At 34.4% G+C, this 14,201-nt stretch carries 17 protein-coding genes; 12 read left to right on the plus strand and 5 right to left on the minus strand.

The genetic code is table 11. The features are described 5' to 3' along the window. Positions 1-43 precede the first annotated feature (43 nt). The 11 genes from ACFSR1_RS13435 to ACFSR1_RS13485 all read left to right on the plus strand — a co-directional run bounded on the left by ACFSR1_RS13435 (position 44) and on the right by ACFSR1_RS13485 (position 8,864). A complete protein-coding gene (locus ACFSR1_RS13435) occupies positions 44-1,192 on the plus strand; it encodes a hypothetical protein (RefSeq protein WP_378293311.1) in 1,149 nt (382 codons plus the stop codon). A gap of 251 nt (positions 1,193-1,443) precedes the next feature. Beyond that, positions 1,444-1,806, plus strand: coding sequence for a hypothetical protein (locus ACFSR1_RS13440; RefSeq protein ID WP_378293313.1), 363 nt, complete (start codon positions 1,444-1,446; stop codon positions 1,804-1,806). Between the two features lie 444 nt (positions 1,807-2,250). Beyond that, positions 2,251-3,222 (plus strand): porphobilinogen synthase, encoded by a 972-nt coding sequence (gene hemB, locus ACFSR1_RS13445; RefSeq protein ID WP_378293315.1) that lies wholly within the window; start codon positions 2,251-2,253, stop codon positions 3,220-3,222. A gap of 216 nt (positions 3,223-3,438) precedes the next feature. Next, positions 3,439-3,819: a tellurite resistance TerB family protein gene (locus ACFSR1_RS13450; RefSeq protein WP_378293317.1), complete on the plus strand. Its 381-nt coding sequence runs from the start codon at positions 3,439-3,441 to the stop codon at positions 3,817-3,819. 10 nt (positions 3,820-3,829) lie between these two features. After that, complete coding sequence (locus tag ACFSR1_RS13455; protein WP_378293319.1) at positions 3,830-4,228, plus strand: c-type cytochrome; 399 nt, start codon at positions 3,830-3,832, stop codon at positions 4,226-4,228. Continuing rightward, complete coding sequence (locus ACFSR1_RS13460; protein WP_378293321.1) at positions 4,228-4,743, plus strand: DinB family protein; 516 nt, start codon at positions 4,228-4,230, stop codon at positions 4,741-4,743. The genes ACFSR1_RS13455 and ACFSR1_RS13460 overlap by 1 nt, the downstream gene beginning before the upstream one ends. Positions 4,744-4,756: 13 nt before the next feature. Beyond that, a complete protein-coding gene (locus tag ACFSR1_RS13465) occupies positions 4,757-5,314 on the plus strand; it encodes a hypothetical protein (RefSeq protein WP_378293323.1) in 558 nt (185 codons plus the stop codon). A gap of 37 nt (positions 5,315-5,351) precedes the next feature. Next, complete coding sequence (locus ACFSR1_RS13470) at positions 5,352-6,470, plus strand: CNNM domain-containing protein (protein WP_378293325.1); 1,119 nt, start codon at positions 5,352-5,354, stop codon at positions 6,468-6,470. Next, positions 6,470-6,946 (plus strand): methylated-DNA--[protein]-cysteine S-methyltransferase, encoded by a 477-nt coding sequence (locus ACFSR1_RS13475; protein ID WP_378294509.1) that lies wholly within the window; start codon positions 6,470-6,472, stop codon positions 6,944-6,946. The genes ACFSR1_RS13470 and ACFSR1_RS13475 overlap by 1 nt, the downstream gene beginning before the upstream one ends. Positions 6,947-7,006: 60 nt before the next feature. Beyond that, positions 7,007-8,161 (plus strand): serine hydrolase domain-containing protein, encoded by a 1,155-nt coding sequence (locus ACFSR1_RS13480; protein WP_378293327.1) that lies wholly within the window; start codon positions 7,007-7,009, stop codon positions 8,159-8,161. Beyond that, positions 8,151-8,864, plus strand: a complete 714-nt coding sequence (locus tag ACFSR1_RS13485) for a 3'-5' exonuclease (protein WP_378293329.1) — start codon at positions 8,151-8,153, stop codon at positions 8,862-8,864. The genes ACFSR1_RS13480 and ACFSR1_RS13485 overlap by 11 nt, the downstream gene beginning before the upstream one ends. A gap of 74 nt (positions 8,865-8,938) precedes the next feature. Here the strand turns inward: ACFSR1_RS13485 and ACFSR1_RS13490 are convergent, their stop codons facing one another. From ACFSR1_RS13490 to ACFSR1_RS13510, 5 genes are all read right to left on the minus strand, one after another. Further along, on the minus strand, positions 8,939-9,628 hold the full coding sequence (locus ACFSR1_RS13490; RefSeq protein ID WP_378293331.1) for a TapB family protein: 690 nt from the start codon (positions 9,626-9,628) through the stop codon (positions 8,939-8,941). A gap of 105 nt (positions 9,629-9,733) precedes the next feature. Beyond that, a complete protein-coding gene (locus ACFSR1_RS13495; protein WP_378293333.1) occupies positions 9,734-10,471 on the minus strand; it encodes a metallophosphoesterase in 738 nt (245 codons plus the stop codon). Between the two features lie 36 nt (positions 10,472-10,507). Beyond that, a complete protein-coding gene (locus ACFSR1_RS13500) occupies positions 10,508-11,647 on the minus strand; it encodes an ATP-binding protein (protein WP_378293335.1) in 1,140 nt (379 codons plus the stop codon). Between the two features lie 100 nt (positions 11,648-11,747). After that, positions 11,748-12,068, minus strand: coding sequence for a four helix bundle protein (locus ACFSR1_RS13505; RefSeq protein ID WP_378293337.1), 321 nt, complete (start codon positions 12,066-12,068; stop codon positions 11,748-11,750). A gap of 44 nt (positions 12,069-12,112) precedes the next feature. Further along, positions 12,113-12,865: an SDR family NAD(P)-dependent oxidoreductase gene (locus tag ACFSR1_RS13510; protein WP_378293339.1), complete on the minus strand. Its 753-nt coding sequence runs from the start codon at positions 12,863-12,865 to the stop codon at positions 12,113-12,115. A 275-nt stretch (positions 12,866-13,140) separates the two neighbouring features. On the opposite strand from ACFSR1_RS13510, the gene ACFSR1_RS13515 reads away from it, so the two are divergent. After that, a complete protein-coding gene (locus tag ACFSR1_RS13515; protein WP_378180518.1) occupies positions 13,141-14,142 on the plus strand; it encodes an AAA family ATPase in 1,002 nt (333 codons plus the stop codon). Positions 14,143-14,201: the final 59 nt, after the last annotated feature.

Genomic DNA, 14,201 nt, shown 5'->3' on the forward strand with positions numbered 1-14,201 from the left:
ATTACTAACTACAAACCCACCATAACAACCATCAAACAAACAAATGAAAAAACACATATTCCTAATTATAATACTTTGCGCGCAAATGAGTTTTGCTCAGCAAGGATTCGAGCCTTGCTTTCGGTTTGTAGCAAAAGACAGTGTACGAATTCATCTAGACAAAGAAGAAAAACCAGTAACCCAGGACTGTGCCTATTTCTACAGATTAGCCAAAGTAAATCCAGAGAACCTTGATATTGAAGGGCCTTTTGAAGATTATTACATACATAATGATGCTCTTGCTGTAAAAGCTTCGGTAAAAGAAGGAAAGTTGGAAGGGAATTCGATTGTGTATTACGATAATGGAAATAAAATGATGGAAGGCGTTTATATCGAAGGAAAGAAAACCGGAGAATGGAAACACTGGTACGAAAACGGAAAACCATCTACCACCTACCTGTATAAAGATGATCAGGTTCGTATTTTAGAACACTATTCAAAAAATGGAAGTTTAAAAGTGAAAGAAGGGAATGGTGCATTTAAAAATTCAAGAGTTAGAAGACATGCAACCATAGAAGGAAAAGTAAAAGACGGATTACCAGATGGTATCTGGACGCTTTCTGATAAAATACGAGGTCGGGTTATTTTTAAAGAAACTTATAGAAATGGTGCCTTTATAAGAGGAGAAGGCAATCCGGTGGTTAAAAGGGCTCAAAGCTCCTATCTTACCAATCCCAACATCACAGTAGACGGTAATATTGAAGTAGCGGAAACCCTTAAGATTAAAAGTTGCTATTCTTGCACAAAACATATGGTTAGCTATAAAAATGTGGTATATAAGTCTGATGGACAAAACAATTTCTATAATTATTTAGGAAACAACTATACAACTGACAACAAAAGAGGATATGTCTTATGTAGTTTTACGGTTTCAGAAAAAGGCAAAATTAAAGATGTTAGTGTCGAAAATAGCTCTGCAGTTATGTTAGATGATTCAGCACATCTCCGTGAATTGATTGTTAATTCAGGTACCTGGACTCCAAGAATATTGGATGCTATTATGAAAAAAAGAAAAACAAAAGGGATCTCTCGTAAAATGGTAAAGAAACCAATCCCTACAGTGATTAATTTTGTGATTCACTTTACCGATAAAGGATATCTATTGTATCCCAAAACGTTTACTAGTGCTGCTATTAGTGTGAAGAAGAGATAAAGTATCAATTACAAAGTATAAAGTATTGAGAAGTTATTTTGAAACAAGCTTGTTGGTAGTAAGTAAGGCAGGTAGCTATTTATGAATGGGTATATGTATACTGAATTTACGAGGACTGAGGCTCTCGAAGTTCGAAGTTAATTGATAAGAATGTGTGTTTGTGAGTTTTGAGTATTTGAAAACTGAGGTTCCTCTAGAGATGAACACGTCTCGAGGCTCATAATCTAACCAATCTAATCATCTAGAAAAAAATGAAAAAAGAACAACAACTATTACATAAGGTGATGCGTAATTTTGAGGGGATGCAAAAGATCGAAGTCTTTGATCTGTTGCACAAAATAGAAGTATTGCTTTTTTATGCGAAAAGCCCTCTGGAGATTGGTCATTTAGAAAAACTTATTGCATCCGATATAGAAGATGATGCCGATGTGGATCCGTTTCAGTTTACATTATTGCCCAACGGTAATTTTTGTGAATTTGCAGGATCAAACGATTGGATTCATGTCTATAAAGAAGTAAAACGAGGTTTTAGCAGTTGGAACCCTTTCGCTACCTATTGTTTTAAAACAAAATATGCGCCATTAGAATTACTGAAACTAACCAAAAAAACCTGATGGAAAATGTGCATAATACCCCACACGAATTAGAAGTAGCCAGATTTTTATCACTCTATAAGATTTCTAAAAAAGATAATACCTCAAAGATGCTGTTGCTGGATGTTGATTAGGATTGATGGTTGTACTTTGGCAGGCTCAGCAACCGTCCTCGAAATCCGAAGCCCAAAGTAAGGATATGAGACTATCAGTTCAAAAGTATATTAGAGCTAGGTCTGTAAGTAGGAGAATATCCAATGACTGTGTATCCAATGACTGCGAATCCGAGAGCTGAGGTTCTCGAAGCTCGAAGCCAAAAACTATTGGATTTTGGAACAATCAAATAAAACAAACAAGGATACAAGCTCATATTCATAAGAACGACTCCATTTTGTGAAATTGATCCTATAGAAATTACGTTATAAGTTGGTATATTTACGATTCTTATAAATCATCAGCACTTTAATGCATCAATTACGCAGAAATAGAAGACTACGAACCACAGAGTCGATACGATCTTTAGTTAGAGAACATACCATAACCCCTAATGATTTTTTAGTACCGCTTTTTGTGGTAGAAGGAAAAAATGTGAAGCAGGAGATAGCTTCTATGCCTGGATATTACAGGTATAGCCTTGATTTACTAAAAAATGAAGTAAAAGAATTATGGGCGATGGGGCTTAAAGCAGTATTGCTTTTTGTGAAAGTACCGGATAACCTGAAAGATAATAAAGGAACCGAAGCCCTGAACCCAGATGGATTGATGCAACGTGCTATTAAAACAGTAAAAGAAGTAGCTCCAAAAATGTTGGTAATGACCGATGTAGCCTTGGATCCATATTCTTCTTACGGTCACGATGGTATTGTAGAAGACGGCTATATTGTTAATGACCCTACTTGCGAGGTGTTGGCAAAAATGTCGTTATCCCATGCGCAGGCAGGAGCAGATTTTGTAGCGCCAAGTGATATGATGGATGGTAGAATTTTAGCCATCAGAGAACTGTTAGAAGAAGAAAATTTTAAAAACACAGGCATTATGAGTTATAGTGCCAAGTATGCATCTGCATTTTATGGACCTTTTAGGGATGCACTGGATTCTGCACCTGGTTTTGGAGATAAAAAGACGTATCAGATGGATTTTGCCAACCGTGATGAGGCGGTCAAAGAAACCTTGATAGATATAGAAGAAGGCGCAGATATTGTAATGGTAAAACCGGGATTAGCATATTTGGATATTGTACGTGACGTACGTGATGCGGTAGACGTACCTGTGGCAGTATATCAGGTAAGTGGTGAGTATGCCATGCTCAAAGCAGCGGCAGAAAAAGGCTGGCTCGATCACGATGCAATTATGATGGAACAGTTGATAGCTTTTAAACGAGCAGGAGCACATATCATAGCAAGTTATTTTGCAAAGGATGTAGTGAAACTTTTATAATGCGTTAAAAAATTAATTACACATACCTATAATCATTTCTCCTCTTGGGAGAAACCAAGAATGAGGGGTTGAAAACAAATGTGTAATTAATTTTGGGAATCAACAACTACCTTTTGAGTAATTTCAGTAGGTATGAAGCTGATATTTATTTTTTAATTTTGAAACAAGTCTCTGGGAGTTTCCTTAATGAGAGATTGTTTATAAAAAACACTTTTTATGGTAAGTAGGGATCGATTGTATCAGACTTTTGGAGAATTATTATATGTGATCGCTATGAGTGATGGTGTCATACAAAAAGAAGAAGTAAATACGCTCGAAGAAATCCTGAAAGCACACCCTAAAGGACAAGAAATAAAATGGTCTTTTGATTATGAAAATGAGAATGAGAATGATATCGAAATCCTATATAAAAGAGTTATTGAAGTCTTTTCTGATAACGGACCGGATGAAGAATATGATTTTATGATCTATGCTTTGACAAAAATAGCCGAAGCAACCGATGGTATTGGTGCTAAAGAAGAAAAGGTAATTAATAGTTTTTCTAAAGACCTATTAGAAAGATTTAAAAAAGACATTGATAATTTATTTAACTCATAAGTTCACACAAATGAAAAATCTTTTTTTAATACTCTTAAGCGCTGCGTTTCTAATTGCTAGCTGTAATTCTGAAAAAAAGCCAGAAAAAGAAAAAATTGTAATTGGTTCAAAGAAAAAAACCACTTCTCCAGAATATGAACTAGGAAAAGAACTCTTTAAGGGAAAAGGAAACTGCTATTCCTGCCATCGGATGGATAAAAAATCAGTGGGTCCAAGCGTAGCAGAAATTATGAAAATATATAAAGAACAAAATGGTGATATTGTTGGTTTTCTAAGACAGAAAAAAGATCCTATTGTTGATCCTGAGAATTACGCAGTGATGAAAACAAACTTTGCTCGTTTAGAGAAATTTACAGATGAAGAATTGAAGGCAATAGCACTGTATATGAATGAAGTGACTGTTAAGTGATGAAACGATTATTTTTCTTTTTTGTCTTTATTTCATATCCCATCATGGCCCAGCAATTGACTCCTAAATCCGCATTTCTCGAAAAATGGAAAAACTCTAAGGAGTATCTGCTGGAGATGGCAACCTCTATGCCGGAGGATAAATATGTATATACTCCCACAGAACGAGAGATGGATTTTAAAAATCAATTGTTGCATATCTGCGGAAATATGCTTTGGCTGAGTACTACGTACTTCTCTGATGAAGTTTTTGACCGTAAAAAACTTGCTAAAAATGCTCCTGGTTCTAAAGCTGAGGTGATCAAATTACTCGAAAAATCTTTTGATGAGGTATATGAGAGAGTAAAGAATACAACAGAAGAATCATTAACAGCTGAAGTAGATTTTTTTGCAGGGCCAAAGTCAAAACTTCAGATTTTAAACCTGCTTCAGGATCATGTAACACATCATCGAGGACAGTTAATTGTATACCTAAACCTTAGTGAGATCAAACCACCTAAGTATGTAGGTTGGTGATATAATTGGTTTTATGAAGTCAGTTTTTAGGATATTATTCCAAACTAGAAGCACATTAGAATATTTAGATAATCAGACATCATTAGAACTAAATATTAAAAGTATATTCCTTCTATTATTTTATGGACAAATCATCTATTTCAAGAACTTCAGTTTAGATGATGAAATAGTTCGTCCATTGCTGCATATGTTATTTGTAATTTGTTTTGTTCTTTTTATTGCTACTATATTTAGTTTGATTTTACACAAGATTAATGGTTGGCTAAGAGGCACAGCAACTTATTCTGATGTATTTGCTATTCTTTCACACGCTACAGTTCCGATTACTATAAGTTTAGTCGTTCTATTCTTTGTTAAATACCTATTATTTCCGCAGCTTTATTTCAATTCAAGAGTTTTCTTTTATATTGGTTTAGCACTGGGGTTTAAGATTTTGATTCAAGGCTTTTTAAAATATAATGATTCAAAATTCTTTAAAATGATATTAAATATTAGTCCATTACTGTTATTTTATGGTGTAATTTTGGGGATTGATATTTACATCTATTTTACTAATTATGGTATGGTGTAGAAAAAGAATTTTTATTTTAGCATTTCAATAATCTACCATGGCACTACTAATTGTATACGGAGTTGTATCTATTTTCTTTTCGTTTTTATGTTCAATTCTCGAAGCGGTACTCCTTAGTATCACTCCTACGTTTATTAATGTAAAGAAAAAAGAAGGAAAAACATATGCCACTGCTTTAGAAAAGCTAAAGAAGGATGTGGATCGTCCTTTAATTGCAATTCTAACCCTAAACACAATTGCACACACGGTTGGAGCCATATTAGTAGGTGTGCAGGCAAAAGTTGCTTATTCCGAAATGTATGGAACAGAAACCCGTAAAATCTTCGGTATGGAAATGACAGAAGATTTGATGGTTGGGGTGGTATCTTCTATTATGACTATTTTTATATTGGTGGCTTCAGAAATCATACCTAAAACTATTGGAGCAACCTATTGGAAACAGTTGGCAAATTTTACGTCAAAAGCGTTAAATGTTTTGATCTGGCCACTAAAATGGACAGGAATATTATGGTTACTACAATTAACTACTAAACTCATTGGAGGAAAAGGACATCACGGATCTGTATTAAGTAGAGAAGATTTTACAGCTATGGCAGACATTGCAGAAGAAGAAGGTGTTTTTGAAGAATCAGAATCCAAAGTAATCCGAAACTTGCTTACGTTTAAAGAGATATTTACCAAAGATGTAATGACGCCAAGAACCGTTTTAAAATTAGCATCCGAAGATACAACGGTAGAGGAATTTTTTAATGAAAACCAAAACCTTCGTTTTTCAAGAATACCTGTATACAAGGATAAAGCGGATAACATTACCGGTCAGGTATTGAAAGATGAGATATACAAAGAGATGGCCAATCAAAATGGTCATAAACTCCTTGGTGAGATAAAAAGACCTATTATTTTTACCACCAGAAACCTTCCTATTCCGGATTTATTTAATGAATTAATTCAAACCAAAAACCATATTGCGTTGGTGGTAGACGAATATGGATCTGTAAGCGGATTGGTTACCATGGAAGATGTGATAGAAACCTTATTAGGATTAGAGATTGTAGATGAAAGCGATACCGAAACCGATATGCAAATCTTAGCCCGAAAAAATTGGGAAGCCAGAGCAAGACGCCTAGGTATTCTCAATGATAAACCTGAAGAATGATAGCAACTATTTTCATAGAAACTCCTCTGGGAATTACTTCCATCACAGGAGATGAAAATGGTATTACAAAAATTTCCATCACAGAAGATTCTCAAAAAGCACCTTCAAAAGAGATTCCGGATACGCTAAAAGAAGCGGTAATTCAATTACAAGACTATTTTGAAGGAAAAAGAAATGAGTTCACTATTAAGTTGAATCCATCAGGAACTGATTTTCAGAAAAAAGTATGGACAGAACTTTCTAAAATCCCTTTTGGTAAGACGGTAACCTACCTCGATATTGCTAAGCGATTAGGAGATCCAAAATGTATACGTGCGGCGGCATCGGCTAACGGAAAAAATCCATTGTGGATAGTAGTTCCTTGTCATCGTGTTATCGGTAGCGATGGCTCTCTTACCGGGTATGCAGGTGGTTTATGGCGTAAAAAGTGGTTGCTAGAACACGAAAGCCCTTCTAAACAACAATCTTTGTTTTAGGAAGTAAATCCGCGAAAATTTATTTTCATACCTTAGAGCGTTAAAATTCTAAATTAGCATATGAAAATTATCAAAAAAATTCTGAAAGGCCTCGTTGGTATCATCTTACTTTGTGTTATTCTGTTGTACATTTTTGATTATGATTATATCCTAAAAGGAGTGCGTGTCGTATATATGACGGGGCACACCACTGCGTATATAGATGATTATACATATTTTGATAATCATACAATAGAAAAGGGCGATAATCCGATTCCCTGGAATTTACATGCTGATTATAATACAACAACCGCTACTGAAAGACTGAATGCCATTAATGAAGCCATGGGAACCGTGGCATTTATGATTATCAAGAATGATAGCATTTGGTATGAAAACTATGCTGAAGGTTATGGAATTGAATCTAAAACGAATTCTTTTTCTATGGCAAAAAGTATCACTACAGCTTTATTAGGGAAAGCTATTATGGATGGATATATTAAAAGCTTGGATCAACCGATAGGAGATTTTTTACCCACATTTTCTACCGGATTAGCCGCCAAAGTAACTGTTGGAGATCTCTCATCTATGGCATCGGGATTAAACTGGACAGAACATTACACCAGTCCTTTTTCAATAACAGCAAGAGCCTATTATGATCCTGATCTTCGAGAAGTAATGAAAGGATTAGATTTTGTGGATGAACCTGGAAAAGAGTTTACATACCTAAGCGGAAATACTCAATTATTAGGAATGGTAGTTGAGAAAGCAACCGGTAAAACGTTGTCACAATATCTAAGTGAGAGTTTCTGGAAACCAATGGGTATGGAGCAAGATGCTTTATGGCAGGTAGATAGCGAGGAAAATGGGATGGAAAAATCGTATTGCTGTATTGCCAGTAACGCAAGAGATTTTGCTCGTTTTGGAGTGCTGTTTAAAAATGCCGGAAAGTTTGCCGGAAAGCAAATATTACCAGAAGCGTTTACAAAAATTGCTACCCAAAAACGTTTTGAGAATGATGATATGTACGGATATGGGTTTTGGTTATCCGATCATTTGGATAAAAAGATTTTTGTAATGAGAGGTATTTTAGGGCAATACGTAATTAGTATTCCAGAGGATGATGTGATTATTGTACGTTTAGGACATCATAGAGGAGGACCACAAGGTTCGTTTAGTGAAGATTTCTTTGTGTATATCGAAGAAGCTTATAAAATGTTAGAGAATGCTTCATAAAATTAACTTAGAACATATCCTGTTTTTGGATATAGAAACAGTCCCAGAGCAGGAGAATTTTGATAATCTCACGGATGAAATGAAATATCTATGGGCTGATAAAACCAAATATCAGCGTAAAGAAGAATTTTCTCCGGAAGAGTTTTATGATCGAGCTGGTATCTGGGCAGAATTTGGAAAAATTGTGTGTATATCTGTGGGATATTTTGCGTTTAAAGGAGAAACAAGATCTTTTAGAACTACTTCTTTTTTTGGGGAAGAGAAACAACTGTTGATAGATTTTAAAAACCTGTTAGAAACTCATTTTAACCAACCACATCATTTATTATGCGCTCATAACGGTAAAGAATTTGATTTTCCTTATATAGCCAGGAGAATGATTATCCACAATATCAGTCTGCCATTTAAACTTAATCTTTTCGGTAAAAAACCTTGGGACGTCCCACATTTAGACACCTTAGATTTATGGAAATTCGGAGACTATAAACACTATACATCATTAAAATTGCTTACCAATATATTAGGAATCCCTTCTCCAAAAGATGACATCGATGGGAGTCAGGTACGACAAGTATATTATGAAGAAAAAGACATAGATCGTATTGTAATTTACTGCGAAAAAGATACCGTTGCTGTCGCTCAAATTTTGTTAAGACTACGACAAGAAGAACTCTTGGATGAGGATGAAGTAGTGTCCGTGTAAAAACAAAATAGCTAGATTTATTAAAGAGAATCATTTAAAATGAATTCTCTTTAATAAAAAGTTTACAAAGGCTTTTATTGCAATCTAGCTAAAATAGATTTACTCATTAATTTTCCATTCGTTTTTGTAGTTTCTTGTTGCACTAGACCAATACCTTTTGTAATCCATTGTTTTACATAAAAGGTTTGCTTCATCCCCATGCTCATACTGGTTTCATTGGTGTAGGTAATGAGGTAGCAGTCAAACGAACCCGCTGGAGTAGTTATGGTTTCTTTGGAAACTACCTTGCGGTTTATAAGATCTACAGTCATATCTATACTCATTACACCAGCATCAACAGACATAGATACTTGGCCATCTGGTAATTCTTGTCCGACAGAGAGTGAGTTAGGAATATCAATACCTTTCCCTTCAATACTATATTCCATGTCCTTGTATTGACTAAACAGTTTTGGCGATATTATGGATTCTGGATCCAAGGATGTAGTGCCTCCATTACAAGTAATTGTAAACGTTGCTTCTGTAATGGTTTTTTGTTTTTTGGCATCGCTGAGAAACATACTCATGGTAATCTTAGATTCGGATCCTGAAGAGTTGACATCCAAAACCTCATAACTTGTTTTAGAGGTTAGTTTGTTTTTATGATTAAAGTGATGCATAGTGACCGTAGTTCCTTCTTTTGAAGGATAATATGGACTACAATTGTTTTGGGCAGTTATGGAACTGATAACAAAAGTTGTGATGATTAGGGAGAGCTTTTTCATACCTGGAGATGATTTAGTCATTTTTATGATTTATCATTGGTGCTTAATTTTCGGATCAGGTAAACATATCCCATAAAAAAAATCGCCTTTTAGAGCGATTTTTAACTATTGATTTCTTCCATTTTCGTCGGGATATAACTGGTAAACCGGATCACTTTGCCAAAATTCTTTGGTATCTATATTCATAGCTGTAAGCGGTCCCTTAAAGGCGGCTCCGGTATCAATATTCCAAATACAAGCGGCATTCACCGGGATTGTTTTATGAATTCTGGTAACTGGTGTATGACCAATATAGATTTCGTCAAAAAGTAACAATCGTTTGGGGTAAGTAAGATCTGTTTTCTTGAGTTTAGGGTCTATAGACAGCGCAGTTTCCCATAAGGTTCGGTCCCAGTAAAATAGTTTACTGAAATACTCTCGATGAGGTCCATGGAGATTGGTAAAACCGGCGTGTAAGAATAAACGGTTATGATCATCGATGTAGTAATTGGTAAGATTCTCATAAAAGGCAAGATGATCTTTAATTTCTTCTTTTGATAATTTATTATAAGAATCAATGGTTGCCTGTCCTCCGTGTATTATCCATTCTGGATTGTGTTTTTTTTCGGTTAACCAAGTATAACAGAGTTCATCATGATTACCACGGATAAAGATGCAATGATGAGTTTCTTTTAATTCCATCAGAAAAGACACCAGTGCAGCGCTATCACTCCAGCCATCGACATAATCACCCAAAAAAATGATCGTATCCTTTGTAGTTATTTGTGCTTTCTTAATTAATTGTTTCAGAGCTTTTAAGGCTCCATGCATATCTCCAATAACAAGAGTTCTCTTCATACTCATTTAATAGCTGTCTGTTAATAATGTTTGGTTGATCATTTAGCTGTATCTTATTTTTCTTAGAATACGTATGCTTTCTTTGTACAGTGAATATACTTTATCATCAGGATAACTTTGCAAGTAGGGTTTAGCTTCTTCTAACTTATCTTTTGCTTCGCTAAAATCATTGAAATAACATAAAAGATACGTTATAGGTAGATTTAACAGATCTTTTTGATCGTTTTTTGTAAGCGGCATTTTTTTCTTTAGTTTTTCTATCAATGCATTATTACTATTATATAAATGATATAAAGTTTTTCGGTCAAATTGGGGAGGTTCAAACAGCAGCTTACTCTCAATATCGTAACTTACATTGTTCTTAAACTTAATAGTGACTTCTTCTAAAGGGTAATAATCATAAGTATCCTGTAAACCTAGTTGCACATACTCTATAATTTTAAATTCTTCATCAGTAATAGAAATACTAACTTCATCAAATTGAGAATAGAATAGTTTTACTTGTTCATTGATCAACGCGATATCTACTCTGGAGTAATATGTTTTATCTTTTACTTCTTTCTCTTTTGCTGACCAACAGACCACAAAATACTCTTTAAAAACTTTATAATTAGGATTATAGTCTTTTCTGGAATTCATAAAATCAAAAACACCATCTAAAGTCAATTCAATATTGTTTTGCGCATGACTTTCTATAGATTCTACAATTTCAGAATTCACATCTTTGATTTCAATATCAAACACTTTGGGCATGCTGATACTACCATCTCTAAAAAATACAGTGCCACCATAATATTTCCATATATTCTTACGAAGAGAACATAATTTTCCTTCCTGAGACCGTATGGAAACCAATCCTACTACTTTATCACTAGGTAAATGAGGAAAAGGGATGTTTTCGTAGGCTACTATTGGAGGGTTAGAAAGATAGGCATTTACCAAATTTTGAATTTTGCTGTCATCAAAAAAATCAACACCTATAATTTGATTATCTTCATCTTCAACTCCGATAACGATATAAGAATTGTTTTTGGGGTTAGAATTAGAAAGTGCGCAGATATGCTTCAGGAACTTAGCTTTCCCTTCTTTTTCGCCAATATTAAGCTTACGCTTTTTGTCATAAAAACTGTTCTCGTCATTATGTGCTAAAAGATTTTTTATTAAAAGCCGTTTATTAATCACTTTTATTAGTTATTTTTTATTTTTATTGTCTATTAATCAAACTTCGGCCCTTTTCTATTAGATTTTTTTAAATAATTAATAAATTTTGCTATTTGATCAATTAATTCCTGCGTTTTTTTGATAATAATTGGCACTCTTGTTCTGTTATGTGTTTTCTATCATAAGCTCTTTGAAGTTGAGCCTCAGTTTCTGAGCAAGAGCCTTTTGCGTAACTCAAAAAATTAATAAACTCTCTGTTTCCCCCACGACCAAAACCTTCAGCAATATTGTCCATAATAGATCCTGATGATCCGTTTATCTGTTCACGTAGTTTATAATCTTTCCCAAGAGGTGTAGAAACTATTAATCCCCAAATTTCATCACAAAGAATTCTAGCTAGTTGATAGATTTCTAGCTGTTCAAACGATTTGTAATGAGCCATATACTTTAATTAGCAATAAAAATAAATAATAAAAATAAACAATACTAAATATTTTTATTTACAATAGTACTGTTCGCTTGTGCTGTTGGGAAAACCACAAGGTCTGCAATATTTACGTGATAGGGTCTAGTGACTACAAAAGTGATAATATCAGCAATGTCCTCTGGTCGTAATGGATCAAAACCATCGTAAACAGTATCAGCTCTTTCATCGTCTCCTTTGAATCTCACATTGCTAAACTCTGTTTCTACTAATCCAGGATGGATTGCGCCAACGCGTATTCCATATTGATTAAGATCTATCTGCATTCCTTTATTGATAGCATCAACTGCATGTTTACTGGCACAATACACATTTCCGTTAGGGTATACTTCTTTTCCGGCAATAGAACCAATATTGATAATATGACCTGATTTTTGAGAAATCATTTTAGGGATTATTGCTTTGGAAACATATAATAATCCTTTTACATTAATATCTAACATAGCATCCCAATCCTCTAGACTTCCTGTCTGAATAGGATCAAGACCGTGTGCATTACCGGCATTATTAACCAATATGTCAATAGCACTAAATTCTTGCGGAAGGCTATCTATATTTTTAAAAACACTTTCTTTATCCCTAACATCAAAACATAGTGTATGAACTTTGACAGTTTTATTGAGTTCATTTTGTAATTTGCTTAGACGATCTTGTCTTCTACCACAAAGTATGAGGTTTATACCATGTTTAGCAAATTCATAAGCAGTCGATTTTCCAATTCCACTAGTTGCTCCTGTAATTAAAGCTGTTTTCATTATCTTGAAATTATAGATTTTTTTCTTTTAGACTAACATTTTTGCAACATAATAAAAAGGCTTTCGTCTTTTATTAACATCATCGCGAAAGCCGATGAAAATTGTTACGTCCGTTTTTATCAGTAAAAAGATCTAAATATACTGTAAAATTTGGGCGTAAGCGTATTTTTAGAGGATACATTTAACCTATAATTAACAACAAAAAGAAAAATATTTTAACAATTTGCAATGCTGAGATATGAATGCTAAATTCACGGCTTTAAAAAAAAGAATAGATGGAAGAAAATAGTTCTATTGATATTGCTTCAATCAATGAGAAAATACAGAAAGAATCTGCATTTGTAGATTTACTTACGTTAGAGATGAACAAAGTAATCGTAGGCCAGAAACATATGGTAGAACGATTGCTAATTGGATTGCTTGGACAGGGACATATTTTGTTAGAAGGTGTTCCTGGATTGGCAAAAACATTGGCGATAAACACCCTAGCAAAAGCTGTACACGGAAGTTTTAGTCGTATTCAGTTTACGCCGGATTTATTACCTGCAGATGTTGTAGGGACTTTGATCTTTAATATGAAAGAGAATGATTTCTCGATCAAAAAAGGGCCTATTTTCGCCAATTTCGTGCTTGCAGATGAGATCAACCGTGCTCCTGCAAAGGTGCAGAGTGCATTGTTAGAAGCAATGCAAGAAAAGCAGGTTACGATTGGTGATGAAACCTTTGTTTTAGACAAACCATTTTTAGTAATGGCAACTCAGAATCCTGTAGAGCAAGAAGGGACATATCCTTTACCGGAAGCACAGGTAGACCGTTTTATGCTAAAAACAGTGATAGATTATCCTAAGTTAGAAGAAGAGCAACTAATCGTTCGTGCAAATCTAAAAGGTTCTTTTGAAAAAGTAAATCCAGTAGTTTCTGTAGAACAGATTCTTACTGCTCAGAAAGCCGTAAGAGAAGTGTATATGGACGAAAAGATTGAAAAATATATTCTTGATATTATTTTTGCGACTCGTTTCCCTGAAAAATATGGACTGGAAGAGTTAAAACCGTTAATCAGTTTTGGTGCTTCTCCAAGGGGAAGTATTAACATGGCTACCGCGGCTAAATGTTTTGCATTTATAAAAAGGAGAGGATATGTGATTCCAGAAGATGTTCGTGCTGTAGTACACGATGTATTGCGTCATCGTATCGGGATTACCTATGAAGCTGAGGCTGAAAATGTAACTTCAGAAGATATCATAAATAAGATTGTAAACGAGATTGAAGTACCATAGAGATTTTGGATTTTCGAATTACGATTTTGGATTTCTGTAATTCTTAATCGTCATTTATT

It is taken from the genome of Aquimarina rubra (assembly GCF_042684305.1).
Taxonomy (GTDB): Bacteria; Bacteroidota; Bacteroidia; order Flavobacteriales; family Flavobacteriaceae; genus Aquimarina; species Aquimarina rubra.